Origin of the sequence: Streptomyces sp. NPDC058092 (assembly GCF_042884935.1) — a bacterium.
Lineage (GTDB): Bacteria > Actinomycetota > Actinomycetes > Streptomycetales > Streptomycetaceae > Streptomyces.
This window is the reverse complement of the sequence record NZ_JBHVSY010000024.1, coordinates 78,647-102,646: the sequence shown is the minus strand read 5'-3', so window position 1 is coordinate 102,646 and position 24,000 is coordinate 78,647. Positions and strand designations below refer to the sequence as shown.

Annotated in this window: 25 protein-coding genes and 1 riboswitch; of the genes, 12 read left to right on the top strand and 13 right to left on the bottom strand. The window is 71.1% G+C overall.

The window, feature by feature from the left end; all coding sequences use genetic code 11:
- The first annotated feature begins 2 nt into the window (after positions 1-2).
- The 3 genes from ACFVV1_RS31575 to ACFVV1_RS31565 all read left to right on the top strand — a co-directional run bounded on the left by ACFVV1_RS31575 (position 3) and on the right by ACFVV1_RS31565 (position 3,203).
- Positions 3-614 carry a TetR/AcrR family transcriptional regulator gene (locus ACFVV1_RS31575; RefSeq protein ID WP_389996282.1) on the top strand — a complete coding sequence of 204 codons (612 nt, stop codon included), beginning with the start codon at positions 3-5 and terminating at the stop codon, positions 612-614.
- A gap of 423 nt (positions 615-1,037) precedes the next feature.
- The gene (locus ACFVV1_RS31570; protein ID WP_389996280.1) at positions 1,038-1,655 is read left to right on the top strand and encodes a DUF4126 domain-containing protein; all 618 of its coding nucleotides are present in this window, start codon (positions 1,038-1,040) and stop codon (positions 1,653-1,655) included.
- A gap of 30 nt (positions 1,656-1,685) precedes the next feature.
- Complete coding sequence (locus ACFVV1_RS31565; RefSeq protein WP_389996278.1) at positions 1,686-3,203, top strand: phytoene desaturase family protein; 1,518 nt, start codon at positions 1,686-1,688, stop codon at positions 3,201-3,203.
- Between the two features lie 28 nt (positions 3,204-3,231).
- Here ACFVV1_RS31565 and ACFVV1_RS31560 read toward each other — a convergent pair whose 3' ends face one another.
- The 6 genes from ACFVV1_RS31560 to ACFVV1_RS31535 all read right to left on the bottom strand — a co-directional run bounded on the left by ACFVV1_RS31560 (position 3,232) and on the right by ACFVV1_RS31535 (position 8,165).
- Positions 3,232-4,221: a hypothetical protein gene (locus ACFVV1_RS31560; RefSeq protein WP_389996275.1), complete on the bottom strand. Its 990-nt coding sequence runs from the start codon at positions 4,219-4,221 to the stop codon at positions 3,232-3,234.
- Positions 4,222-4,271: 50 nt separating this feature from the next.
- Entirely contained in the window at positions 4,272-5,189 is a 918-nt protein-coding gene (metF, locus tag ACFVV1_RS31555) for a methylenetetrahydrofolate reductase [NAD(P)H] (protein WP_389996272.1), read from the bottom strand.
- A gap of 113 nt (positions 5,190-5,302) precedes the next feature.
- Positions 5,303-5,956 (bottom strand): thiamine phosphate synthase, encoded by a 654-nt coding sequence (gene thiE / locus ACFVV1_RS31550; RefSeq protein WP_389996269.1) that lies wholly within the window; start codon positions 5,954-5,956, stop codon positions 5,303-5,305.
- Positions 5,957-6,077: 121 nt separating this feature from the next.
- Complete coding sequence (locus ACFVV1_RS31545; RefSeq protein ID WP_266745680.1) at positions 6,078-6,443, bottom strand: Rv2175c family DNA-binding protein; 366 nt, start codon at positions 6,441-6,443, stop codon at positions 6,078-6,080.
- Between the two features lie 95 nt (positions 6,444-6,538).
- Positions 6,539-7,792 (bottom strand): NAD(P)/FAD-dependent oxidoreductase, encoded by a 1,254-nt coding sequence (locus tag ACFVV1_RS31540; RefSeq protein ID WP_389996265.1) that lies wholly within the window; start codon positions 7,790-7,792, stop codon positions 6,539-6,541.
- 28 nt (positions 7,793-7,820) lie between these two features.
- Positions 7,821-8,165 carry a hypothetical protein gene (locus tag ACFVV1_RS31535; RefSeq protein ID WP_389996262.1) on the bottom strand — a complete coding sequence of 115 codons (345 nt, stop codon included), beginning with the start codon at positions 8,163-8,165 and terminating at the stop codon, positions 7,821-7,823.
- A gap of 51 nt (positions 8,166-8,216) precedes the next feature.
- Positions 8,217-8,330: riboswitch (TPP riboswitch) on the top strand.
- On the opposite strand from ACFVV1_RS31535, the gene thiO reads away from it, so the two are divergent.
- From thiO to ACFVV1_RS31505, 6 genes are all read left to right on the top strand, one after another.
- Positions 8,328-9,509 carry a glycine oxidase ThiO gene (gene thiO, locus ACFVV1_RS31530; protein ID WP_389996260.1) on the top strand — a complete coding sequence of 394 codons (1,182 nt, stop codon included), beginning with the start codon at positions 8,328-8,330 and terminating at the stop codon, positions 9,507-9,509. It overlaps the preceding riboswitch by 3 nt.
- Positions 9,506-9,778: a sulfur carrier protein ThiS gene (gene thiS, locus ACFVV1_RS31525; RefSeq protein WP_389996257.1), complete on the top strand. Its 273-nt coding sequence runs from the start codon at positions 9,506-9,508 to the stop codon at positions 9,776-9,778. The genes thiO and thiS overlap by 4 nt, the downstream gene beginning before the upstream one ends.
- A gap of 2 nt (positions 9,779-9,780) precedes the next feature.
- The gene (locus tag ACFVV1_RS31520) at positions 9,781-10,575 is read left to right on the top strand and encodes a thiazole synthase (protein ID WP_389996255.1); all 795 of its coding nucleotides are present in this window, start codon (positions 9,781-9,783) and stop codon (positions 10,573-10,575) included.
- A gap of 111 nt (positions 10,576-10,686) precedes the next feature.
- The gene (gene pknB, locus ACFVV1_RS31515) at positions 10,687-12,603 is read left to right on the top strand and encodes a Stk1 family PASTA domain-containing Ser/Thr kinase (protein ID WP_389996252.1); all 1,917 of its coding nucleotides are present in this window, start codon (positions 10,687-10,689) and stop codon (positions 12,601-12,603) included.
- A 6-nt stretch (positions 12,604-12,609) separates the two neighbouring features.
- The gene (locus ACFVV1_RS31510) at positions 12,610-13,467 is read left to right on the top strand and encodes a deoxyribonuclease IV (RefSeq protein ID WP_389996249.1); all 858 of its coding nucleotides are present in this window, start codon (positions 12,610-12,612) and stop codon (positions 13,465-13,467) included.
- 101 nt (positions 13,468-13,568) lie between these two features.
- Positions 13,569-14,135: a DUF4396 domain-containing protein gene (locus ACFVV1_RS31505; RefSeq protein WP_389996246.1), complete on the top strand. Its 567-nt coding sequence runs from the start codon at positions 13,569-13,571 to the stop codon at positions 14,133-14,135.
- A 32-nt stretch (positions 14,136-14,167) separates the two neighbouring features.
- Here ACFVV1_RS31505 and ACFVV1_RS31500 read toward each other — a convergent pair whose 3' ends face one another.
- Positions 14,168-14,800 (bottom strand): sulfite oxidase-like oxidoreductase, encoded by a 633-nt coding sequence (locus tag ACFVV1_RS31500; RefSeq protein ID WP_266745686.1) that lies wholly within the window; start codon positions 14,798-14,800, stop codon positions 14,168-14,170.
- Between the two features lie 154 nt (positions 14,801-14,954).
- On the opposite strand from ACFVV1_RS31500, the gene bfr reads away from it, so the two are divergent.
- Positions 14,955-15,434 (top strand): bacterioferritin, encoded by a 480-nt coding sequence (bfr, locus tag ACFVV1_RS31495; protein WP_329920115.1) that lies wholly within the window; start codon positions 14,955-14,957, stop codon positions 15,432-15,434.
- Positions 15,435-15,484: 50 nt separating this feature from the next.
- Here the strand turns inward: bfr and ACFVV1_RS31490 are convergent, their stop codons facing one another.
- Both ACFVV1_RS31490 and ACFVV1_RS31485 read right to left on the bottom strand, forming a co-directional pair.
- Positions 15,485-15,793: a bacterioferritin-associated ferredoxin gene (locus ACFVV1_RS31490; RefSeq protein WP_389996241.1), complete on the bottom strand. Its 309-nt coding sequence runs from the start codon at positions 15,791-15,793 to the stop codon at positions 15,485-15,487.
- A gap of 169 nt (positions 15,794-15,962) precedes the next feature.
- Complete coding sequence (locus ACFVV1_RS31485) at positions 15,963-17,318, bottom strand: class II 3-deoxy-7-phosphoheptulonate synthase (protein WP_389996239.1); 1,356 nt, start codon at positions 17,316-17,318, stop codon at positions 15,963-15,965.
- A 194-nt stretch (positions 17,319-17,512) separates the two neighbouring features.
- Between ACFVV1_RS31485 and ACFVV1_RS31480 the strand changes: the two genes are divergently transcribed.
- Both ACFVV1_RS31480 and ACFVV1_RS31475 read left to right on the top strand, forming a co-directional pair.
- Positions 17,513-17,590, top strand: coding sequence for a trp operon leader peptide (locus ACFVV1_RS31480; RefSeq protein ID WP_389996352.1), 78 nt, complete (start codon positions 17,513-17,515; stop codon positions 17,588-17,590).
- Between the two features lie 92 nt (positions 17,591-17,682).
- Entirely contained in the window at positions 17,683-19,722 is a 2,040-nt protein-coding gene (locus ACFVV1_RS31475; protein ID WP_389996236.1) for an anthranilate synthase family protein, read from the top strand.
- 35 nt (positions 19,723-19,757) lie between these two features.
- Here the strand turns inward: ACFVV1_RS31475 and ACFVV1_RS31470 are convergent, their stop codons facing one another.
- The 4 genes from ACFVV1_RS31470 to macS form a co-directional block, all read right to left on the bottom strand.
- Complete coding sequence (locus ACFVV1_RS31470; RefSeq protein WP_389996234.1) at positions 19,758-20,762, bottom strand: 2-hydroxyacid dehydrogenase; 1,005 nt, start codon at positions 20,760-20,762, stop codon at positions 19,758-19,760.
- An 88-nt stretch (positions 20,763-20,850) separates the two neighbouring features.
- On the bottom strand, positions 20,851-21,879 hold the full coding sequence (locus tag ACFVV1_RS31465; RefSeq protein WP_389996232.1) for a 6-phosphofructokinase: 1,029 nt from the start codon (positions 21,877-21,879) through the stop codon (positions 20,851-20,853).
- Between the two features lie 110 nt (positions 21,880-21,989).
- The gene (locus tag ACFVV1_RS31460) at positions 21,990-22,682 is read right to left on the bottom strand and encodes a response regulator (RefSeq protein WP_389996230.1); all 693 of its coding nucleotides are present in this window, start codon (positions 22,680-22,682) and stop codon (positions 21,990-21,992) included.
- A gap of 110 nt (positions 22,683-22,792) precedes the next feature.
- The gene (gene macS, locus ACFVV1_RS31455) at positions 22,793-23,998 is read right to left on the bottom strand and encodes a MacS family sensor histidine kinase (RefSeq protein ID WP_389996227.1); all 1,206 of its coding nucleotides are present in this window, start codon (positions 23,996-23,998) and stop codon (positions 22,793-22,795) included.
- Positions 23,999-24,000 lie beyond the last annotated feature (2 nt).

The window sequence follows — 24,000 nt, the reverse complement described above, 5'->3', positions numbered from 1 at the left end:
GCATGGAAAGCAGTAGCACCACCCGCCGCCAGGCCACCCGGCAGAAACTCTACGAGGCGGCCGTGACTCTCATCGCCGAGAAGGGCTTCTCGGCGACCACGGTGGACGAGATCGCCGAGCGCGCCGGGGTCGCCAAGGGCACGGTCTACTACAACTTCAAGAGCAAGACCGAACTCTTCGAGGAGTTGCTGCGCCACGGCGTCGGGCTGCTCACGGCATCGTTGCGCTCCGCGGCCGAGGACACCGAGGAGCGCGGCGGCACCCGGGTCGAGGCCCTGGACGCGATGATCAGGGCGGGTCTGGTCTTCATCGACCGCTACCCGGCCTTCACCCAGCTGTACGTGGCGGAGCTGTGGCGCACCAACAGGGCCTGGCAGTCGACCCTCCTGGTGGTGCGTCAGGAGGCCGTCGCCGTGGTCGAGGGGGTGTTGCGCGAGGGGGTGAAGAACGGTGAGCTCAGCGAGGAGATCGACATCCAGCTGACGGCCGCGGCCCTGGTCGGCATGGTGCTCGTGGCCGCCCTGGACTGGCAGGCGTTCCAGCCGGAGCGGTCGATCGACGATGTGCACTCGGCGCTCTCGCTCCTGCTGCACGGCCGGGTCAGCGGACGCTGACCGGGCGGCGTGGGCCGACCTGGCGGCAGGGACTGCCCCGGCGGGCGGCGTCGGCCGGCCCGGCGTACGGACACGCGAAGACGCCGGCCCGGTGAGGCTCGATCCCCCCGAGCCTGCGCCGGACCGGCGTCTCCTGTGCTGTCGGAGAGCCTTCCCCCGTGACCCCCGTGACCCCCGTTTCCCCCCGTGGTCCTCGGGCTCTCCGTCGTACTCCCCCGTTCCGGAAGGAGTTGCCGCACCCGCTCCGCCGCCCCGTGTCGGCGGTGCCGGTGCCGCGCCTCTCCCCCGTGGGCTCCACTCTCCCGTCCGCGCAGGTCGGAACCCATCCGCGCATCTACTCATCTCGTTGCCTAGGTACGGATACTCAGGGCTGCGCACCGATCCCCACCCCGGGCCTTACGCCATCTGGTTACTATCGCGTCCGTGTCCGTACTCCCCCTGGTGTTCACAAGCGGCTGGGCGAGCGGGATCAACGCCTATGCGGTGGTCCTGTTGCTCGGTGTCTTCGGCGCGACCGGTCTCAGCGACGAGGTGCCCGCGTCGCTGCAGCGCACCGATGTCCTCGTCGTGGCCGGTGTGCTCTTCCTGTGCGAGGTGGTGGCGGACAAGATCCCGTACGTTGACTCGGTCTGGGACTCGGCGCACACCGTCATCAGGCCGGTCGCCGGGGCCGTCGTGGCGGCGCTGCTGGCCGGCGGGAGCGGTTCGCTGCCGGAGCTCGCGGCCGGAGCCGTCGGCGGTTCCACCGCTCTGCTGAGTCATCTGGTGAAGGCGGGCACCAGGATGGCGGTCAACACCTCCCCCGAGCCGTTCAGCAATGTCGCGCTGAGCACGGCCGAGGATTTGGGCGTCGCGGGAATCGTCACCTTCGCGATATTCCATCCGCTGGTGGCCGCGGTCATCGCCGGGACACTGCTGTTGCTCGGCATGGTGGTACTGGTCCTCCTGGCCTCCCGGATCCGCCGGTTCCTGCGCCGCAGGGCGCAGCGCCGCGAGGAGAAACGCCTGGCGGGAGCCGGTTCGCACTGGCCGCTGGACTGAGTGTCAGAGGTGGCCGTTAAGGTCACTGACATGGCACGTATTGCGGTGATCGGCGCCGGGATGGGCGCGATGGCGGCGGCCGCCCGGCTCGCCGTGGCAGGCCACCGGGTGACGGTGTACGAGCGGTCGGACACCTTCGGCGGCTCGGTCGGCCGGTACGCCCATGAGGGCTTCGCCTTCGACACCGGTCCCACGCTGCTGCATCTGCCCGCGGTCTACCGCGACTTGTTCGTGAAGACGGGCAAGGAGCCGCTGGAGCGGTGCGTCACGATGACCCAGGTCGATCCGGCGAGCCGCCACATCTTCGCGGACGGTACGGCGGTCTCGCTGCCGAATGCGTCACGGGCCGGGGTGGTCGCCGCCCTGGACACCGCGCTCGGGGGCGGCGCGGGCGCGGCCTGGGGCGAGTTCCTCGACCGGGCGCGCGATGCCTGGGACCGGTCCCGGCGTCCGCTCCTGGAGGAGCCGTTGCGCTCCGACTGGCAGGGGCTCGGCCGGGATCCGTATCCGGCGCTCCGGCAGCGCCGCCTGCTGCGCCCGGCCCGTCGGGCGGACACGGTGGCGGAGATCGGCGCGTGGGAGCTGCCGGACCCCCGGCTGGCCGCCCTTCTCGACGGGTACGCCCTGTCGTACGGGCTCGACCCGCTGCGCGCCCCGGCGGCGGCCGCCCTGCTGCCGTACATGGAGGAGACCTTCGGCAGCTGGTACGTCTTGGGCGGGATCCGGGCCCTGGCGCAGGCCGTGTACGAGCGGTGCCTGGCCCGGAAGGTGGAGTTCGTCTTCGGCGGCGAGGTGGCCCGGGTCGTCGAGAAGGACGGCCGGGCGGCAGGCGTCGAACTCGTGGACGGGACGGTTGCCGAGGCCGCCCATGTCGTGCTGGGGGCCCGCCCGCATCCGGGCCTGGTGCCCGGTCAGGAGCTGTGGCGGGACGGTGATGTGGCGGTTCAGCCGCGGCCGGGGCAAGGGGTGGTGCCGGGCCGGTTCCTGGTCCTGCTGTCGCTGCGCGGCGCCCGGCCGGGGGACGCCGTGCACCGGACCCTGGTCCACCCGGCGGACGGCGCGGCGGAGCGCGAGGCGGTGTTCGGCGGCCGGCTCGCCGACCGTCCCACGGTGACGGTGCTGCGCCCGGACGACCCGTCGACCCGCCCCGACGACGCGCACGAGGCGGTGACGCTGATGGCGACGGTCGCCCCGCACGGTGCGGTCGACTGGACGGACCAGGTGTTGCGTGAGCGGTGTGCCGACGCGCTGATCGAGGCGGCCGGCGCGGCCGTGCCCGGCCTGCGGGAGCGGCTGCTCCACGCCGAGGTGCGGACCCCGGCCGAGACGGCGGGCGACACCGGCGCCGAGGGCGGTTCGGTGCCCGCGCCCGCGCTGGCCGGGGCGCAGGGCGCGTATCTGCATCCGGGCAATCGCACCCGGCTGCCGGGGCTCTACGCCGCGGGCGGCTGGTCGCACCCGGGCGGCGGGCTCGCCCATGCGGGGATGTCGGGGGCGCTGGTCGCCGGGCTGATCGTGGAGGGGGACGGGTTCCGGGGCTCGCAATGATCCCGGAAGCCGCCTGCCGGGCCCGTCCTCAGGAGCGGTACTGCTGTTCGTCGTAGCCGTTGCCGTTGGCGTAGCCGTTCGGGTACGGGGCGGGCTGCTCCGGAGGCGTGGGCGGGTACTGCTCGCCCTCGCGCTGCTGCGGCACCCAGACACCGCCGGGCGGGGTCTCGGGGGCGTACTGCCGGGCGTACGGGTCGGCGGTGTACTGCTGCTGGCCGCCGTAGCCGTCATAGCCGTTGCCGTAGCTGTCGTACGCGGCGTACTGCGTGGAACCGTCGGTGGTGCCGGTCCCGATGTACGGGTCGGAGTACGCGGCGTACTGCTGCTGACCGGTGCCGTAGTCGTACTGCCCCTGCCCGGCGAAGGAGTCCTGGCCGCCGAGGGAGTCCTGGCCGCCGAAGGAGTCCTGGCCCGCGTACGGATCCTGGCCCGGCCCGGCGTACGTGGAGTGGCCTGCGTAGGGGTCGTACGCGGCGTACTGCGGCTGCTGTTCCGCCTGGCTGCCCTGGCTCTGGCCCTGCCCCTGCTGCGACCGCTGGTGATCTCTGTAGATGCCGTACTGCCCGGTGTCGTCGGGGAGCGGCTCCGGCTCGTAGACCGCGGTCCGCTGCGCCGGGGTCCCCGGTGCGGCGGACGATGCCGCCGCGGTGTCCGCCTGCGCCGGGGCCCGCTCGTCGTGCTCCAGCTCCAGGTCCGACACTTCGAGCGTGGGCTCGCGGCCGTCCCGGTCACCCCCGCCCCGGCGGCGACGGCTCTCGCCGGGGCTGCCCCCTATCGCCCAGCCGGTGGAGAAGCCGCGCCGGAAGGACAGCGTGACGTACGTCTGACCGGTCGCGAACGCGATCGCGCCGATGGCGATGACGAACACGGACGGCATCAGCACGCCGACGACCACACAGCCGAAGCCCGCGAAGGCGAGCAGACGCCAGCGAAGGCGTGCCTTGTACTGCAGGAGCACCTCACCGAGCAGCCACAGCGCGACGATGCCGAACGCGATGTAGAGGACCGTCCAGCCCATGCCCGCCCCCTCCTACGGCCACCGCCCCGGGTCGCGGCGGGTACGGCCGGTCAGGACTGCTTGTGCAGTCCGAGATTCTCGTAGATTTCGAGCGTCGCCGTCGAGTTGTTGAGCGTGATGAAGTGCAGTCCGGGCACACCCTCGGATCGCAGCCTCGCGCAGAACTGCGTTGCGAAGTCGATGCCAATGGAGCGTACAGCGGCGGGATCGTCCTTGGCGGCGAGGATGCGTTCTTTCAGCGCGGAAGGGAAAGACGCGTTGCTGAGCTGCGCAAACCGCTCCAACTGCTTGACGCTGGTCAGCGGCATGACCTCGGGAATGATCGGGGTTTCGCAACCCACGGCGACCACCCGGTCACGCATCCGCAAATAGTCGTCCGGATTGAAGAACATCTGCGTGATCGCATAGTCGGCACCGGCGCGGCACTTGTCCACGAAATGCCGGATGTCGGTGTCCCAGTCGGTCGAGCGCGGGTGCATCTCGGGAAATGCCGCGACGCCGACACAGAAATCTCCGGATTCCTTGATGAGCCGGACGAGATCGGCGGCGTACCGCACGCCCTGCGGGTGCTTGACCCACTCGCCCATCGGGTCGCCGGGCGGGTCTCCGCGCACGGCGAGGATGTTCCGGATTCCGGCGTCGGCGTACTGCCCGATCATGTTGCGCAGCTCGGCGACGGAGTGGTTGACCGCCGTGAGGTGCGCGACCGGGGTGAGGGTGGAATCGGCGGCGATCTGCTCGGCAACCCTGACCGTACCGGCCCGGGTGGAGCCACCCGCCCCGTACGTCACGGAGACGAAGCTCGGCCCCACCGCCTCGACGCGGCGCAGCGCACTCCAGACGTTCCGCTCGCCCTTCTCGGTCTTGGGCGCCCAGAACTCGAACGAATACGAAGTCTTGCCGGTCGCGAGGAGCTCACGCACCGTGCGCGCGTGATCTGTCCTGGTAGATGGTGTGCCAAGGGCCATACGGGCAGGTTAACCAGAGCACGACGACCACAGGACCGGACCAGCGCTAATTGCCCGAATTGACCGGTTGTTTGTCCACCCTTCGGACACCCGGCTTCGGGCATCCGGCCGGATCACGTCCCGGCGCGCACCCGGATTCGCTCGGCCAGCCCGGCGGTGGCGGCGGCCGGGTCTGCCGCCTCGGTGATCGCCCGTACGACGACCACCCGGCGCGCTCCGGCGTCCAGCACCTCGTCGAGATTGCCCGCGTCGATCCCGCCGATGGCGAACCACGGGCGGCGGGTGCCGAGCGAGGCGGCGTACCGCACGAGGTCCAGGCCCGGGGCGTGCCGGCCGGGCTTGGTCGGGGTGGGCCAGCACGGACCGGTGCAGAAGTAGTCCACACCTGGTTCGGCGACGGCCGCGTCGACCTCGGACTCGGCGTGGGTGGAACGGCCGATCGCCACGTCCTCGCCGATGATGGCGCGGGCGGCGGGGACCGGCAGGTCGCCCTGGCCGAGGTGCAGCACGTCGGAGCCGATGGCGTGGGCGACATCGGCCCGGTCGTTCACCGCGAGGAGCTTGCCGTGGCGCTTGCAGGCGTCGGCGAAGACAGCCAGGTGTTCGAGCTCCTCGGCCGCTTCCATGCCCTTGTCGCGCAGTTGGACGATGTCCACCCCACTGGAGAGGACGGCGTCGAGGAACGCGGGGAGGTCGCCCTGGCGCTTGCGGGCGTCCGTGCACAGATAGAGCCGGGCGTCCGACAGCGGCGCGCGAGGCGTGGACATGGTGCAGTTCCCCCTGGAGAGCGTGGTGGAGCCGGAGTGCCTGGTGGAGCGGTTGCCGGTTTCGGGGCGGGGCGCGGACCGCGCGGTGGTGCGCGGTCCGCCCCTCACCTACGGCCGGCGGTCAGACGGCGAGCGCCTGGGCGCGGCGCTTCACCTCCGTGCCGCGATTCTCGCTCAGTGCCTGGGCAGGGGTGCCCGGCAGGGTCGGGTCGGGGGTGAAGAGCCATTCCAGCATCTCTTCGTCGGTGTAGCCGTCGTCCCTCAGGAGCGTCAGGGTGCCGGAGAGGCCCTTGACCACCTTGTCGCCGTCGATGAAGGCGGCAGGCACCTGGAGCGCCCGGTTCTCACCACGTCGTACGGCGATGAGCTGGCCCTCCTTGACCAGCTGCCGTACGCGCGTCACCTCGACACCGAGCATTTCGGCGATGTCGGGGAGGTAGAGCCAGGCGGGGACGAGAGCATCGATCTTTGCGTCAATCTCGGTCACAGGGACAAGCGTGCCATCCCGGACCGACAGCCGGTAGCCGGGCCGACCGTACGGGGCTCCGGGGTACGCCGTCGGAGGGTCGCCCCGGTCAGCCGTCAGAGGGTCGCCGACTTGAGCGGTACGGAGGGGTCGGCGGCGCGCGCCGGATCGAGCCGCGCGCCCGCTTCGATGAGCTTGCGCCCCTGCGCCAGATCGCGCGGCCGGCCGACGGCGAGGACCGCGACCAGGACGCCGTCGCGCAGCCAGCACACCGACCAGGCGGGGCCGGCGGGATCGCCGCGCCACAGCAGGGTGTCGGCGCTCTCGTGGTGGCCCGCGTACTGCACGAACCGGTCGAACTGCTCGGACCAGAAGTACGGTACGGGGTCGTACGTCAGCGGCGCGGGGCCACCGCCGGCAGCGGCGGCGATGATGTTGGCGGCGGCGGTCCGCGGGCCCTGGAGGGCGTTGTCCCAGTGGTGGACGAGAAGGCGTTCGCCGTACCGGGCGGAGGGGAACGAAGCGCAGTCACCGACCGCGTACACATCGGGCTGCGAGGTGCGCAGCGCCCCGTCGGCGGTCACCGATCCGTCGGGGCCGAGCGCGATGCCGGAGCCGGCCAGCCAGCCGGTGGCGGGCCGTGCGCCGATTCCGACGACGACCGCTCCGGCCGGGATCGTACGGCCGTCCGCGAGGATCACCCGGCCCGGTTCGACGCGGGCGACCCGGGCTCCGGTGAGGAGTTCGGCGCCGCTCTCGGCGTACCAGGCGCTCATCGGGGCGGCGACCTCGGCGGGCATCGCGCCCGCGAGGGGCCGGTCGGCGGCCTCGACGACGGTGACGGCGCAGCCCGCGGCGCGGGCCGCGGTGGCGAACTCGGCGCCGATCCAGCCCGCGCCGACGACCACGACGCCGTGCTGCTCGTCGAGGACGGGGCGCAGCCGCGCCGCGTCGTCGAGGGTGCGCAGCAGATGGACGCCGGGAACGCCCTCGGCGCCGGGCAGGACGACCGGTTCGGCGCCGGTCGCGATCACCAGCACGTCGTAGGGCACGGGTCCCGACGGGGTGTCCAGCTCATGTGCGCCGGGGCGCACACCGGTCACTTCGCGGCCCAGTTGCAGATCGATGTCCAGCGCATCGAAGTCGACGTCGAAGGCGGAGTCCTCGGCCTCGCCGAGCAGTACCGCCTTGGACAGCGGGGGCCGGTCGTAGGGCTGGTGCGGTTCGGCGCCGATCAGGGCGACGGGGCCGGTGAAGCCCTGCTCCCGCAGGGCCACCGCCGTCTGCACACCGGCCATGCCCGCGCCGACGATGACGACGCGGCGCCCCGCGCCCCGGCCCGGCTGCTCTGACTGCTGCTGCTCGCTCACCCGTACACCTTACGCACCTGACGGTTCGTCAGGAAAGCGGGATCTCTTCCACCGTGCTCGTCCCGCTGCCCTCCTGCGACTCCCATTCCCATCGCTCGTCCAGCCTGACCCGGCCGTCCGCGAGATCGACGACGGTGGAGACACAGTGGCCGCAGGACGTCGTTCCGTCCTGCTTCAGCTGGACGTACCTGAAGTCGAGGGTGTCGTCGACGCGGGTGCCGACGAGATGGCCGCGGACCACGTCGCCGCCGGCGTACTCGGCCCAGATCCGGCCGCCCTCCTCGTGGTACGTGAAGCGGGTACGGGTACCGACCTGGCCCGGGGCCTGGTCGGCGACCGGTGAGAGGACGAGTCCGTCGAGCGAACGGGCCACGGTGGCTACTCCCTTACAGGGTCCGGAGGGCGGGGTCTAGGGTGGCCAACGTAAAACACTCGCGGGAGCCCGGACGCACCGGGCTGAGAGGGAGGCTGGGGCGGCCTCCGACCGTACGAACCTGATCCGGGTCATGCCGGCGAAGGGAGGGGCTGGACGCCCATGCGTTCTTCTCGGAACGGAAACGGATCCGACGTCCTGGTCATCGGGGGCGGGATCATCGGTCTGGTGACCGCCTGGCGGGCCGCGCAACGCGGACTGCGCATCGCGGTCGCCGACCCCGAACCGGGCGGCGGGGCCGCCCAGGTGGCGGCCGGCATGCTGGCCGCCGTCACCGAACTCCACTACGGCGAACAGATGCTGCTGGCCCTCAATGTCGCCTCGGCCGCCCGCTATCCGGCCTTCGCGGCCGAACTGGAAGCGGCGAGCGGGCGGGAGACCGGCTTCCGCGCCTGCGGCACCCTGGCCGTCGCGCTGGACTCCGACGACCGCGCCCATCTGCGGGAACTGCATGCCCTGCAGCAGCGTTCGGGCCTGGAGTCGGAGTGGCTCACGGGCCGCGAATGCCGCCGTCTGGAGCCGATGCTCGCGCCCGGCGTCCGCGGTGGTCTGCGGGTGGACGGCGACCACCAGATCGATCCGCGCCGGCTGGCCGCCGCGCTGCTGACCGCCTGCGAGCGGGCCGGGGTGGTCTTCCACCGCGGCCGCGTGGAGCGTCTGACGGTCGTTCGCGACCGGGCCGCCGGAGCCGTGCTCGCCGGGGGCACGGAGCTCGGCGCCGACCAGGTCGTGCTCGCCGCGGGCAGCCTCAGCGGCCGGCTGCCGGGGCTGCCGGACGAGGTCGTGCCGCCGGTCCGGCCGGTGAAGGGGCAGGTGCTGCGGCTGACCGTGCCCGCCGCGTACGCGCCCTTCCTCACCCGGACGGTCCGGGCCGTGGTCCGGGGCAGCCATGTCTATCTCGTACCGCGGGAGAACGGCGAACTGGTCGTCGGCGCCACCAGCGAGGAGATGGGCTGGGACACCACCGTCACCGCGGGCGGCGTCTACGAGCTGCTGCGGGACGCCCACGAGCTGGTGCCCGGCATCACCGAGCTGCCGCTCACCGAGACCCGCGCCGGTCTGCGCCCCGCCTCCCCCGACAACGCCCCGCTGCTCGGCCCCACCGCCCTGCCCGGCCTCCACCTCGCCACCGGCCACCACCGCAACGGCGTACTGCTCACCCCCGTCACCGGCGACGTCATGGCGGCGCTGCTGGCCGACGGCGAGCTGCCCGAGCCGGCCCGCCCCTTCACCCCGCACCGCTTCCCGCCCGCCGCCCCCGTACGTCAGGAGCAGCCCGCATGACCGAGCCCGCGCCCCTCTCCGAGCCCGCGCCCCGCCCCCGGCCCGCACCGCCCTCCGATCCCGTGCCCGTCCCCGTGGCCGTGAACGGCGAGGTCCGTCTCCTCGCCGCGGGCACCACCCTGGACGCCCTCGTCGCCACCCTGACCACCGCGCACTCCGGCGTCGCCGCCGCCGTCAACGAGGCCGTCGTCCCGCGCGGCCGGTGGTCCGCCACCGTGCTCGGCGGCGGTGACCGCGTCGAGGTCCTGACCGCGGTCCAGGGAGGCTGACGATGGCCGACGACCTCTTCACCCTCGGCGACGCAGCCTTCGGCTCCCGGCTGATCATGGGAACGGGCGGGGCACCCGGCCTCGACGTCCTGGAGCGTTCCCTGACCGCCTCCGGCACCGAGCTGACCACCGTCGCGATGCGCCGCCTCGACCCGACCGTGCAGGGCTCGGTGCTCTCCGTCCTCCAGCGGCTCTCCATCCGCGTCCTGCCGAACACGGCGGGCTGTTTCACCGCGGGCGAGGCCGTGCTGACCGCCCGGCTGGCCCGCGAGGCGCTCGGCACCGACTGGATCAAGCTGGAGGTGGTGGCCGACGAGCGGACCCTGCTGCCCGATCCGATCGAGCTGCTGGACGCCGCGGAGACCCTGGTGGACGACGGCTTCACCGTGCTGCCGTACACCAATGACGATCCGGTGCTGGCCCGCAGGCTCCAGGACGTGGGGTGTGCGGCGGTCATGCCGCTCGGCTCCCCCATCGGCTCCGGCCTCGGCATCCGCAATCCGCACAACTTCCAGCTGATCGTCGAACAGGCCCGGGTGCCGGTGATTCTCGACGCGGGCGCCGGGACGGCCTCGGACGCGGCGCTCGCGATGGAGCTGGGGTGCGCGGCGGTGATGCTGGCGTCCGCGGTGACCCGCGCCCAGGAGCCGGAGCTGATGGCCGCGGCGATGCGACACGCGGTGGAGGGCGGGCGGCTGGCGTACCGCGCGGGCCGGATCCCGCGCCGCCACTTCGCCGAGGCATCGTCGCCGGTGGAGGGGCGTGCGGCGCTGGACCCGGAGCGCCCGGCCTTCTGACCCGCCGGGACGCCGTGGACCACATGTTCCTGTCACGGCTCGGCTGCAGTACGGCCCCGGGACCGCTCCGGTCCGTGGGAGGTGTTCGTGGCGGCTCGTAGACTCGCATGCGTGGATACGACCCTCCAGGACCCTCTCGTCGGGCAGCTGCTCGACGGCCGCTACCGCGTCGATGCCCGCATCGCCGTGGGCGGCATGGCCACGGTCTACCGGGCCGTGGACACCCGGCTCGACCGGGTGCTCGCCCTCAAGGTGATGCACCCGGCGCTCGCCACCGACGCCTCGTTCGTCGAGCGCTTCATCCGCGAGGCCAAGTCCGTGGCCCGGCTCGCGCACCCCAATGTGGTCGCGGTCTTCGACCAGGGCGCCCAGGGCCAGTACGTGTACCTCGCGATGGAGTACGTCGCGGGCTGCACCCTGCGAGACGTGCTGCGCGACCGCGGTGCCCTGCAGCCGAGAGCCGCGCTGGACATCCTGGAGCCCGTCCTCGCCGCCCTCGGCGCCGCGCACCGGGCGGGCTTCGTGCACCGCGACATGAAGCCGGAGAACGTCCTCATAGGGGACGACGGCCGGGTCAAGGTCGCCGACTTCGGTCTCGTACGGGCGGTGGGCGCCGTCACCGACACCACCGGGTCGGTCCTGGGCACCGTCTCCTATCTCGCCCCTGAGCAGATAGAGCACGGCACGGCGGACACCCGTACCGATGTGTACGCCTGCGGTGTCGTCCTGTACGAAATGCTGACCGGTTCCAAGCCGCGCGCCGGGGACACCCCCGCCCAGGTCATCTACCAGCACCTCAACGAGGACGTCCCGGCCCCGTCGGCCGTCGTCCCGGGGCTCCCGGTCGCGCTCGACGACCTGGTGGCGAACGCCACCGCCCGCAACCCCGAGGTCCGCCCGTTCGACGCGGTGGCGCTGCTCGCCGAGACCCGTGAGGCCCGCTCCGACCTCACCGACGCCCAGCTGGACGCCGTACCGCCGCAGGCCCTCGCCGGGGCGCACGACGCCGCGGAGGACCGTACGAGCGTGATCCCGCGGCTGGTCCCGGCCGATCAGGGCGTCGCCCATCACACCAGCCGGCTGGAGATGCCCGCGCCGATGCCGCCGGGGCCCGCGCCGCGCGGACCGTGGCGCCTCGGTCCGCGGCGCTCCGTCATGGCCGCGGTCGTCGCCGTGCTGCTGGTGCTGGGGGTCGGCACCGGTGTCTGGTACATCAACTCCGGGCAGTTCAGCCGGGTGCCCGCGCTGCTCGGCCAGACCGAGAAGACCGCCCAGCAGCGGCTCTCGGACGCCGGTCTGGAACTCAAGGGCGTCAAGCGGTCCTTCAGCGACACCGTGGACCGCGGCAAGGTCATCAGCAGCGATCCCGCATCCGGGGCCCGCATCCGGGGGAACGACGCGGTGACGCTGGTCGTCTCGCGCGGCCCCGAGATCGTGAAGGTGCCCGACGTCCAGGGCCGTACGCTCGCCGACGCCCGGCATGAGCTGAAGAAGGCCGGCCTGGTGCCCGGCATGGTCACCAAGGAGTTCAGCGAGCAGACGGGGCGGGGCGAGGTGATCCGTACGGAACCCGCGGCCGGCACCGGACGCCACCCGGACTCCGCGGTCGCCCTGATCGTCAGCAAGGGCGCCCCGGTCGACGTCCCCGATGTCACGGGGCTGTCCGTCGCGGACGCCACCGCCGCGCTGGACGAGCAGGGCCTGAAGGCAGAGGTGCTGCCCGACCGGGTCAACTCCCCCGAGGTCGCGGGCGACATCGCCCATCAGTCACCGGCCCGGGGCAGCCAGGCCGCCGAGGGCGACACCCTCACGCTCACGGTCTCCAAGGGACCGCGGATGATCGACGTCCCGGACGTCACCGGCAAGGACGTCGACGAGGCCAGGAGCGAGCTGGAGAACGCGGGCTTCGAGGTCAAGGTCGACCGCCCGTTCCTCTCCTTCAGCGACACCATCGCGAGCCAGTCCGTCGACGGCGGCAAACAGGCCCCCGAGGGCAGCACCATCACCATCAAGACCAAGGGGCTCTAGATCCATATGCGCAACCCGGTCGGCGGCCATGTTCCCGTGGCCGGAGGCCTCGCCAAGGTCGGCCTCCCGTACGCCCGCGAGATGGGGGCGGAGGCCGTCCAGGTCTTCGTCGCCAACCCGCGCGGCTGGGCGACGCCCGTCGGCAACCCGGCCCAGGACGAACAGTTCCGCGCCGAGTGCGCCGCCGAGTCCATACCGGCGTACGTCCACGCCCCGTACCTGATCAACTTCGGCTCGCACACCGGGGCCACCGTCGAGAAGTCCGTGGACTCACTGCGCCACTCGCTGCGCCGGGCCCGCGAGATCGGCGCCCTGGGCGTCGTGGTGCACACCGGATCGGCGACCGGCGGCCGCCCGCGCGAGCAGGCCCTCGCACAGGTACGCACGCACATGCGGCCGCTCCTGGACGAGCTGACGCACGACGACGACCCGTATCTGCTGCTGGAGTCGACCGCCGGACAGGGCTCCTCGCTCTGCTCACGGACCTGGGACTTCGGCCCGTACTTCGAGGCACTCGACGCCCACCCCAAGCTCGGCATCTGCCTCGACACCTGCCACATCTACGCGGCGGGCCACGATCTGACCGGTCCGGCGGGCATGCGCCAGACCCTGGACCTACTCGTGGACACGGTCGGCGAAGGCCGGCTGAAACTGATCCATGCCAATGACTCCAAGGACGCGGTGGGCGCCCACAAGGACCGCCACGAGAACATCGGCGCCGGGCACATCGGCGAGGAACCGTTCCGGGAGCTGTTCGCTCATCCGGCGACCGCCGACGTACCGCTGATCATCGAGACGCCGGGCGGCAAGGAAGGTCATGCGGCGGATGTGGCGCGGCTGAAGGGGCTGCGCGAACGGGACTGAGCGCCTCGCCCCCGCACAGATTTTTCCGTTGTGGGATACCCCATGGGGGTATACGGTTCCTCCTGTCGGCAGGAACCGCTACTCGGCATTGGGGGATCGCCATGCATCACGACACACAGCACGAGCAGCACAGCCACCATGAGCGGAGCGGGCAGCACACAGAGCACAGCCCGCATGCAGACCACGGCGAGCACGCGGCCCATGCCGACCACACCGGCCGCCACCCCGGCAAGGCCGGCTGGGCCATGGCCGCGCAGGCCACCCTGCACTGCCTCACCGGATGCGCCATCGGCGAGATCCTCGGCATGGTGATCGGCACGGCGCTCGGCTGGGGCAACATGGGGACGATGGTGCTCGCCATCGCCCTGGCCTTCTTCTTCGGCTACGCGCTGACGCTGCGCTCCATCCGGAAGGCGGGCGTCGACTTCCGTACGGCCCTGCGGGTCGCCCTCGCCGCCGACACCCTGTCCATCGCGGTGATGGAGCTGATCGACAACGGAGTGATCGCACTGTGGCCGGGCGCCATGGACGCCACTCTCTCCGACACGCTGTTCTGGGGAGCACTCATGCTCTCGCTCGCCGTCGCCTTCGTCGTCACCACACCGGTCAACAAGTGGATGATCGGCCGCGGCAAGGGCCATGCGGTGGTGCATCGGTACCACCACTGAGGACGGACCGGGCCGGCCCGGGAGCCGTCAGGTCAGAGCTCGGGGCCGTCCCCGGGCTCCTCCTGGTACGAGTAGCGCTGCTCGCGCCACGGATCGCCGATGTTGTGATAGCCGCGCTCCTCCCAGAAGCCGCGGCGGTCGGCCGTCATGTACTCGACGCCGCGGACCCATTTGGGCCCCTTCCAGGCGTAGAGGTGCGGCACGATGAGCCGCAGCGGGAAGCCGTGCTCGGCGGTGAGCAGCTCACCACCCTTGTGAGTGGCGAAAAGTGTTCGGTCCGAGGCGAAGTCGGAGAGCCGCAGATTCGAGCTGAACCCGTACTCGGCCCAGACCATCACATGGGTGACGTTCGGCGCGGGCGGTGCGAGTTCCAGGATCGTACGGGCGAGCACGCCGCCCCATTCGGCGCCGAGCATGCTGAATTTGGTGACGCAGTGCAGGTCGGCGACCACCGAGGTGAACGGCAGCACCGAGAATTCCTCGTGGTTCCAGCAGTGCTTCTCGCCGTCCGCCGTGGCACCGAAGACCCGGAACTCCCAGCGGTCGGGCTTGAACTTGGGCACCGGCCCGTAGTGGGTAACCGGCCAACCACGCTGGAGTCGCTGTCCCGGCGGAAGCTCGGACTGCTCTGACGCGCGGTTTTCCCGGCTTTCCGGCTGACCCATGACTCCATGGTGACAGACAGGCAGGGGTGGTTCTGACCAGGGCGCAGGCAATTCGGGCAACTCGTACTAAGCATGTACTTACTGGACGATCACCGGGTGCGGTGCGAGGATGCGGCCAACTTGACCAGTTCACCGGTTGGAAGGAGCCTCTGCGATGCAGGGCGACCCCGAGGTCCTTGAGTTCCTGAACGAGCAGCTGACCGCCGAATTGACTGCCATCAACCAGTACTTCCTGCATGCAAAGATGCAGGACAACTTCGGCTGGACGAAGCTCGCGAAGTACACCCGCTCCGAGTCGTTCGACGAGATGAAGCACGCGGAGATCCTCACGGACCGCATCCTCTTCCTCGATGGACTGCCGAACTACCAGCGGCTGTTCCATGTGCGGGTGGGCCAGACCGTCACCGAGATGTTCCAGGCGGACCGTCAGGTCGAGGTGGAGGCGATCGACCGCCTCAAGCGCGGGATCGAGCTGATGCGAGGCAAGGGCGACATCACGTCCGCAAACATCTTTGAGTCGATCCTGGAGGACGAGGAGCACCACATCGACTACCTCGACACCCAGCTGGAACTGGTCGAGAAGCTCGGCGAGGCGCTCTACATCGCCCAGCAGATCGAGCAGCCGGACAGCTAGGACCTCTCGTTCGGAGCAGACCGGAGCAGACCGGACCGGAGCAGACCGGATCAAGCCGCTTCGGAGAGCCGGATGCCCGGGGTCACGCCCGGGACGGTGCCGGGAGCGATACCCGGATCGGCCTCGGGAGCGGTGCCCGTCCCGGCGTCGCCCGTGGTGCCGGGCGTCCGCTTCCGGTCGAGCAGTTCGCGGCGCGGACAGGCGCCCCGGCCGAGCATGGCCTGGATGGCGCGGACGCAGCCGCCGCAGTCCGTGCCCGCCTTGCAGGCGGAGGCTATCTGCCGGGGTGTGCACGCCCCGGCGTCCGCGTGTTCCTTGACCTGCTTCTCCGTGATGCCGAAGCACGAGCAGACGTACACGCGGTTCACCTCCCGGCGGGATCGGTCGTTGCTGCCACCCCGTTGATCGGTGAGGCTAACCTAACCTTACCCGGCGCCAGGAGCCCTTGAAAGCCTCCGAACGCCCTGTGGGGCACGGATCACATCGATCCGTGCCCCACAGTCATACGCGTACCACCTGCGGTGATGCCTACTGGTCCCGGTACATCTCGGCGACCAGGAACGCCAGGTCGAGGGACTGGCTGCGGTTGAGCCGCGGGTCGCAGGCCGTCTCGTAGCGCTGGTGCAGATCGTCGACGAAGATCTCGTGTCCGCCACCGACGCACTCGGTGACATCGTCACCGGTGAGCTCGACGTGGATGCCGCCCGGGTGCGTGCCGAGGCCCTTGTGGACCTCGAAGAAGCCCTTGACCTCGTCCAGGACATCGTCGAAGCGACGGGTCTTGTGACCGGAGGCGGCCTCGAAGGTGTTGCCGTGCATCGGGTCGGTCACCCACGCCACGGTGGCGCCGGAGGCGGTGACCTTCTCGACCAGGTCGGGCAGCTTGTCGCGGACCTTGTCGGCGCCCATGCGGACGATGAAGGTCAGCCGGCCGGGCTCACGCTCGGGGTCGAGGCGTTCGATGTAGCCGAGCGCCTCGTCGACGGTGGTCGTCGGACCGAGCTTGATGCCGATCGGGTTGCGGATCTTCGAGGCGAACTCGATGTGCGCGCCGTCCATCTGACGGGTGCGCTCACCGATCCAGACCATGTGACCGGAGGTGTCGTACAACTCGCCGGTGCGCGAGTCGGTACGGGTCAGCGCCGACTCGTAGTCCAGCAGCAGGCCCTCGTGCGAGGAGTAGAACTCGACCGCCTTGAACTCGGCCGGGTCCGTACCGCACGCCTTCATGAAGTTCAGCGCGTTGTCGATCTCGCGGGCGAGCGCCTCGTAGCGCTGGCCGGACGGCGACGACTTCACGAAGTCCTGGTTCCAGGCGTGCACCTGGCGCAGGTCGGCGTATCCGCCGGTGGTGAAGGCGCGGACCAGGTTCAGCGTGGAAGCGGATGCGTGGTACATCTGCTTCAGCCGCTCCGGGTCCGGGACGCGGGATTCCTCGGTGAAGGCGAAGCCGTTGACGGAGTCGCCGCGGTAGGTCGGCAGGGTGACGCCGTCGCGGGTCTCGGTCGACTTGGAGCGCGGCTTGGAGTACTGGCCGGCGATCCGGCCCACCTTGACGACGGGCACGGAGGCCGCGTAGGTCAGCACGGCGCTCATCTGGAGCAGCGTCTTCAGCTTGGCCCGGATGTGCTCGGCCGACACGGCGTCGAAGGCCTCGGCGCAGTCGCCGCCCTGCAGCAGGAACGCCTCGCCCTTGGCGACGGCTCCCATGCGGGCACGCAGCTGGTCGCACTCGCCCGCGAAGACGAGCGGCGGATACGACGCGAGGTCCGCGAGCACATCGCGCAGGGCCTCGGCATCGGGGTACTCGGGCTGCTGCGCCGCGGGAAGGTCTCGCCAGGTCGCCTTGTCGGCGACACTCAGGGATTCAGCGTTCACGATCACGTCAGCAAGAATACGGGGTCGGCGCTCCCCTGCCGGTACTCGACCGCCTGGTGAGACGGACCCATCGGTCCTGTCGCACCGGACGACCCCGCAGTGGCGGGGAGCGGAGTTGCCGCGCCGCAGGAAGGTCCCGTCCCCGCAGCAGCGGGAAACACGCCTTGCCGACGGACTCGCGCCCCGTCGGTCACGCTGCCATGTGCGTTACGATCCACGGCATGTTCGCGCAGACAAACCAGAACTGGTGGTGGACCGCTCATCCGGCGGCCCACTGATCGATCGCGCGCGACAGACCACGCGAAGGCCGCCCGAGGGGCGGCCTTCTCTGCGTTTCGGGAGCCGTTCCTCCATCCGGAAGGAACAACCCATGCCGCACCGCACCGACCTCGTCATCGAGCGGCTGCTCCGTGACGACAGCCCACCGTTCGCGCTGCTGCGCAGGTGCACTCCCGGCCGCGATCAGGACACCGTCGAGGTGCTGATCGGCCGGGTACGGGAAGTGGACCGGCTCGCCGATCTCCCGGTCGGCGAGCTGCCGTCGCTCGCCCTGGTGCCGTTCCGGCAGATCGCCGAGCGCGGTTTCGATGTGCGCGACGACGGGACGCCGCTGTCCGTACTGGTCGCCGAGGAGACGTACGAGCTGCCGCTCGCCGAGGTGCTGGACCACTTGCCGGTCCATGACGTGCGGGTCGAGGGCGGCGGGTTCGACGTTCCGGACGAGGAGTACGCCGGGATCGTGCGGCGGGTCGTCGAGGACGAGATCGGGCGGGGCGAGGGCGCGAACTTCGTCGTCCGGCGGACCTTCCGGGGCGAGATCCCCGGCTTCGGGCGGGCGGACGCGCTGGCCCTCTTCCGGCGGTTGCTGGCCGGTGAGCGGGGCGCGTACTGGACGTTCGTGGTCCACACGGGTGACGGCGGGCCCGAGGGGCCCTCCTCATCGGGGCGGCGGCGGGTGACGGGTGACAGCGGGCCCGAAGGGCCCTCCTCATCGGGGCGGCGGGGGGTGACGGGTGACAGCGGGCCCGAAGGGCCCTCCTCATCGGGGCGGCGGCGGGTGACGGGTGGGCGGACGCTCGTCGGCGCGAGTCCCGAGGTGCATGTGCGGATGTCCGGCGGAACGGTCGTGATGAACCCGATCAGTGGCACGTACCGCTACCCCGACGGGGGCCCGGGCGTCGAGGGGCTGCTGGCCTTCCTCGCCGACCGCAAGGAGCGGGACGAGCTCTCCATGGTGGTCGACGAGGAACTCAAGATGATGTGCACCGTCGGCGACATGGGCGGGGTCGTGGTCGGGCCGCGGCTCAAGGAGATGGCCCATCTCGCGCACACGGAGTACGAGCTGCGCGGGCGTTCCTCGCTGGATGTGCGGGAGGTGCTGAGGGAGACCATGTTCGCGGCGACGGTCACCGGTTCCCCCGTGCAGAACGCCTGCCGGGTCATCAAGCGGTACGAGCCCGGCGGGCGCGGCTACTACGCGGGCGCGCTGGCGCTGCTGCGGCAGGAGCCGGGCGGGGCGCAGTCCCTGGACTCGCCGATCCTGATCCGTACCGCCGACATCGCGGCCGACGGGCGGTTGCGGGTGCCGGTCGGGGCGACGCTGGTACGCCACTCCGACCCGGACAGCGAGGTCGCCGAGACCCATGCGAAGGCGGCCGGGGTGCTGGCCGCGCTGGGGGTGCGGCCCGGCCGGCCGCGCGACGGGGCGGTGCGTCCGCAGCTGGCCGGCGACCCGCGGGTGCAAGGGGCGCTGGACGCCCGGCGGGACGGTCTGGCGCCGTTCTGGCTGCGGATGCAGGAGCGTACGCACGAGCTCTCCGGCCGTGCGCTGGTGGTCGACGGGGAGGACACCTTCACCGCGATGCTGGCGCATCTGCTGCGCTCAGCGGGTCTGGAGGTGTCGGTGCACCGCTACGACGAGCCGGGGCTGCGCGAGCGCGTACGGGCGCACGCGGGCCCGGTCGTGCTGGGCCCCGGGCCCGGGGATCCGGGCGACACGGCCGATCCGAAGATGCGGCTGCTGCGTGGGTTCGCCGCGGAGCTGGTCCGTGATCACCGGCACGGGCTGCTCGGGGTCTGTCTCGGCCATGAGCTGATCGCGGCGGAGCTGGGTCTGGAGATCGTCCGCAAGACCGTGCCGCACCAGGGCGCGCAGACCCGGATCGAGCTGTTCGGGCGCCCCGAGACGGTCGGCTTCTACAACAGCTTCACCGCGCGCTGCGACGACGGTGCGGTCACCGAGCTGGCGGCGCACGGTGTCGAGGCGAGCCTGGACGCGGCGACCGGGGAGCTGCACGCGCTGCGCGGGCCGGGCTTCGCCTCGGTGCAGTTCCACCCGGAGTCGGTGCTGACCCTGCGCGGCGCGACGATCGTGGCCGAGCTGCTGGCGGGGCTGCCGGTCGCCGGCTGAAGGGGCGGAGGGGACCCCGGAGGGGCTCCGGGGTCTCAGCTCTCCGGGAGGGCCGGGACGAGGACGTTGTCGCTGCGGCGGTCGGCCAGGTAGTCGGCGACGTTCCGGACGGTGGCGTCGATGATCTGGGCCACGGCGTCCTGGGTGTAGTACGCCTGGTGCGAGGTCACGATGACGTTCGGGAAGGTGACGAGCCGGGCGAGGGTGTCGTCGTCGATGCCCTCCAGGGACTTGTCGAGGAAGAACAGTCCGGCCTCCGCCTCGTACACATCGAGCCCGACGCCCAGAAGGCGGCCCGCGCGGAGCTCGGCGACCAGTGCCGTCGCGTCGATGAGTCCGCCGCGGCTGGAATTGATCAGGATCGCGTCGTCCTTCATCCTCGCCAGGGCGTCCGCCCCGATGATGTGGTGGGTCGCGGGCAGCAGCGGGACGTGCAGGCTGACCAGGTCGGACTCGGTGAGGAGCCGCTCCTTGTCGACGTACTCCATGCCGAGGGCGACGCAGGCGGGATTCTCGGCGACGTCCCAGCCGAGCAGCTTCATGCCGAAGCCGTGGGCGATACGGGTGAAGGCCTCGCCGATCTTGCCCGTACCGATCACGCCGGCCGTGCGGCCGTGCATGTCCCGGCCGAGGAGGCCGTCGAGCCGGAAGTCGAAGTCACGGGTGCGGCTCGCGGCCCTGATGATGCGGCGGTTGACCGCCATCGCGAGGGTCCAGGCGAATTCCGCGACCGAGTACGGCGAGTAGGAGGCGACCCGGGCGACCCGCAGGGCGAGCCGTTCCGCGACGTCGAGGTCGATGTTGTTGAAGCCGGTGGAGCGCTGGGCGATCATCTGCGTGCCGCCCACCGCGAGGGTCTGCAGGACGCCGCTGCCCAGGTCGGCGTTGACGCTGGTGGAGATGACCTCGTATCCCGCGGCGATGGGGGCGGTGTCCTTGGTGAGGAAGACGTCCAGGCAACGGACCTCGTGCTGCCCGGCGAAGGCCTTCTCGATCAGCGGCTTCTCGTCGGACTGCACACCGAATGCCAGGATTTCCACGACGTCTCCAGCTTTCTTGATGCGCGCGAAAAGCAGCGTTACGTACCGGATGTTCGCGAATATACGGCCCGCGCCCCCGGTGCGCCGCTCAGCCGAAGAAGACACCGGCCTCCGCGTAGAGGGCCGGGTCGACCGTCTTGAGGCGGGCGGTCGCCTCCGCGATCGGCACCCGCACGATGTCGGTGCCCTGCAGGGCGACCATCATGCCGAAATCGCCGTCCCGCACGGCGTCGATGGCGTGCAGGCCGAAGCGGGTGGCCAGCCAGCGGTCGAAGGCGCTGGGGGTGCCGCCGCGCTGGACATGGCCGAGGACGGTCGTTCTGGCTTCCTTGCCGGTGCGGCTCTCGATCTGCTTGGCCAGCCATTCGCCGACGCCGGAGAGCCGGACATGGCCGAAGGAGTCGTGCGAGCCGTCCTTGAGGATCAGCTCGCCCTGCGTGGGCATGGCCCCTTCGGCGACCACCACGATCGGTGCGTAGCTGGCCATGAAACGGGAGGTCACCCAGGAGCAGACCTGCTCGATGTCGAAGCGCTGTTCCGGGATGAGGATGACGTTCGCACCGCCGGCCAGCCCCGAGTGGAGCGCGATCCAGCCGGCGTGACGGCCCATCACCTCGACGACGAGAACCCGCATATGGGATTCGGCCGTGGTGTGCAGGCGGTCGATCGCCTCGGTCGCGATGGAGACGGCCGTGTCGAAGCCGAAGGAGTAGTCCGTGGCGGAGAGGTCGTTGTCGATGGTCTTGGGCACGCCGACGCACTTGATGCCGTGCTCGTCGGACAGGGTCGCCGCCGCGCCGAGGGTGTCCTCGCCGCCGATCGCGATGAGCGAATCGACCTCGTACGCGGCGAGGCTGTCCCTGATCCGGCGGACCCCGTGCTCAGCGCCGAGCGGATTGGTGCGCGAGGAACCGAGGATGGTGCCGCCGCGCGGCAGGATGCCACGCACCGCCGGGATGGAGAGCGGCACCGTCACGCCCTCCAGCGGGCCGCGCCAGCCGTCCCGGAATCCGATGAAGTCGTAGCCGTACTCCTGCACGCCCTTGCGGACGACGGCGCGGATGACCGCGTTGAGCCCGGGGCAGTCGCCGCCCCCGGTCAGTACTCCGACCCGCATGCACGCATCCCTTCGCCGACGTGAGCCCGCCATCGACCACGCTAAGGGTGATCCAGGTCACTCAGGAATGGGTCGGAGGGTCAAATTCCGTGCAATCCGGGCGCGTTGATTCAGGCGTCGTCGAGGCCGCGCTCGATCGCGTACCGCACGAGCTCCACGCGGTTGTGCAACTGGAGCTTGCCCAGGGTGTTCTGGACGTGGTTCTGGACGGTGCGGTGCGAGATGACCAGACGCTCGGCGATCTGCTTGTACGAGAGCCCCTTGGCGACCAGCCGCAGCACCTCGGTCTCGCGCTCGGTGAGCTGCGGGGCCTTGGGTTCGTCGGAGGCGACGGGCGTGGGGTCCGAGGCGAGCCTGCGGTACTCGCCGAGGACCAGTCCGGCCAGGCCCGGGGTGAAGACGGGATCGCCGACGGCGGTGGACCGCACGGCCTCGGTCAGCTCCTGCGTACTGGCCGACTTGAGCAGATAGCCGGTGGCACCGGACTTGACCGCCTCCAGTACGTCGGCGTGCTCGCCGCTCGCGGAGAGCACCAGCACCCGCAGCCCCGGGTGGGAGCCGACGAGCTCCTTGCAGACCTGTACGCCGGGCATGCCGGGCAGATTGAGGTCGAGTACGAGGACATCGGGGGTGGCGGCCTTCGCCCGGCGCACGGCCTGCGGCCCGTCACCCGCCGTCGCCACGACCTCGAAACCGGACTCGGAAAGATCGCGGGCCACCGCGTCGCGCCACATCGGGTGGTCGTCGACCACCATCACCCTGATGGCCCGCTCCTCGGCGCCCTGGGTGTTCTCCGCGCTCATCTGCCTGATCCTGCCTTCCCCCGCGAAACCTACGAATCCTACGAATCCTGTGAAGCGTTTGAAGCGTTTGAAGCGTTTGAAACAGTTTGAAACCTACGGGACTTACGGGACTAAGCGACCTTCGGGACCTTCAACTCGACCTCGGTGCCCTGGCCGGGCACCGAAATCAACTCGGCTGTGCCGCCCAGGTCACGCAGCCGCCCCCGGATCGACAGGGCGACCCCCATCCGCCCCTCCCCCTCCGCCTGGGCGAGCCGCCCTTCCGGGATGCCCGGGCCGTCGTCCCGGACCGTCACGATCACCTCGTCCGGCCAGTCCTCGACGAGGATCCAGGCCTGGGCGTTCTCCCCCGCATGGACCCTGACATTGTCCAGGGCGGCACTGACAGCGGCCGCCAGTTCCTTCGCGGCCGCGGGAGCGAGCAGCACCGGAGCGCCGGGCTCCGCGAAGCTGATCCGGGAGCCGGCGTGCGGGGCGAGCAGGGCGCGCAGATCGCAGCCGGCCTGCCCGGACAACCCGTCCTCGTCGTCGACCTCGACGCTGCGGACCACGGCGCCCTCGGCGGCGTCCTCGGAGACCCGGGTGGTGGGCACGAGCCCGCTGGAGACCAGGGTGCGCAGGGCGACTTCCTGCTCCCCGGCCATCCGGCCCAGCTCGGCGGCCTCGCCGCCCAGCGCGGTGCCGCGGCGCTGCACCATCGCGAGGACCTGGAGCACGCTGTCGTGGATGTCGCGGGCCAGCCGTTCCCGCTCGCGAGTGGCGGCCTCGATCTCCAGCGCGCGGGCGAGGGTGCGTTCACTGGCCCTGGCCACCTCGACGACGTAACCGATGGCGATGGAGGCCACCCAGACCAGCAGGACGTTGTGGAAGGTGTCCCGGCTGGGCTCGCCGCGCTCGATGATGTTGGCGACGGCGACGAAGGTGGAGGCGAAGGCCGCCCAGCGCCAGCCGCCCTTGATCGCGAAGGCCAGTACGGAACCCGCGGTCCAGATCGACGGCAGCGTCGGACCGTCGACGTGCTGGGCCTCGAAGTCGGCGAGCGGGGTGAGGAGGATGCCGATGAGGGCGACGGCCAGGTCGGCGCCGAGGAAACGCTTGGTGCAGGCGACGGCGCCCGCGACCTTCGGGAGAGTGGCGAGCGTCCAGGCCGACATCACCACCAGGAAGGCCACGGCCACCCACGGCCGGTCGTACCTGTCCCGGCCGAAGACGGCGAGCAGCACCGCGTAGAGCATCGTCAGAATGCGGTACGCCGTCAGCGCACGCCACAGCGGCTGCTCGACCGACATACGTACGACCCGCTCGCGCTTGGCCATGT

Bases quoted from the DNA above. Each gene is read 5' to 3' on its own strand.
- ACFVV1_RS31575 (WP_389996282.1), top strand. From the start codon at position 3: ATGGAAAGCAGTAGCACCACCCGCCGCCAGGCCACCCGGCAGAAACTC.
- ACFVV1_RS31565 (WP_389996278.1), top strand. From the start codon at position 1,686: ATGGCACGTATTGCGGTGATCGGCGCCGGGATGGGCGCGATGGCGGCG.
- ACFVV1_RS31560 (WP_389996275.1), bottom strand. From the start codon at position 4,221: ATGGGCTGGACGGTCCTCTACATCGCGTTCGGCATCGTCGCGCTGTGG.
- metF (WP_389996272.1), bottom strand. From the start codon at position 5,189: ATGGCCCTTGGCACACCATCTACCAGGACAGATCACGCGCGCACGGTG.
- thiE (WP_389996269.1), bottom strand. From the start codon at position 5,956: ATGTCCACGCCTCGCGCGCCGCTGTCGGACGCCCGGCTCTATCTGTGC.
- thiO (WP_389996260.1), top strand. From the start codon at position 8,328: ATGCGTTCTTCTCGGAACGGAAACGGATCCGACGTCCTGGTCATCGGG.
- thiS (WP_389996257.1), top strand. From the start codon at position 9,506: ATGACCGAGCCCGCGCCCCTCTCCGAGCCCGCGCCCCGCCCCCGGCCC.
- ACFVV1_RS31520 (WP_389996255.1), top strand. From the start codon at position 9,781: ATGGCCGACGACCTCTTCACCCTCGGCGACGCAGCCTTCGGCTCCCGG.
- ACFVV1_RS31510 (WP_389996249.1), top strand. From the start codon at position 12,610: ATGCGCAACCCGGTCGGCGGCCATGTTCCCGTGGCCGGAGGCCTCGCC.
- ACFVV1_RS31505 (WP_389996246.1), top strand. From the start codon at position 13,569: ATGCATCACGACACACAGCACGAGCAGCACAGCCACCATGAGCGGAGC.
- ACFVV1_RS31500 (WP_266745686.1), bottom strand. From the start codon at position 14,800: ATGGGTCAGCCGGAAAGCCGGGAAAACCGCGCGTCAGAGCAGTCCGAG.
- bfr (WP_329920115.1), top strand. From the start codon at position 14,955: ATGCAGGGCGACCCCGAGGTCCTTGAGTTCCTGAACGAGCAGCTGACC.
- ACFVV1_RS31480 (WP_389996352.1), top strand. From the start codon at position 17,513: ATGTGCGTTACGATCCACGGCATGTTCGCGCAGACAAACCAGAACTGG.
- ACFVV1_RS31475 (WP_389996236.1), top strand. From the start codon at position 17,683: ATGCCGCACCGCACCGACCTCGTCATCGAGCGGCTGCTCCGTGACGAC.
- ACFVV1_RS31465 (WP_389996232.1), bottom strand. From the start codon at position 21,879: ATGCGGGTCGGAGTACTGACCGGGGGCGGCGACTGCCCCGGGCTCAAC.
- ACFVV1_RS31460 (WP_389996230.1), bottom strand. From the start codon at position 22,682: ATGAGCGCGGAGAACACCCAGGGCGCCGAGGAGCGGGCCATCAGGGTG.
- macS (WP_389996227.1), bottom strand. From the start codon at position 23,998: ATGGCCAAGCGCGAGCGGGTCGTACGTATGTCGGTCGAGCAGCCGCTG.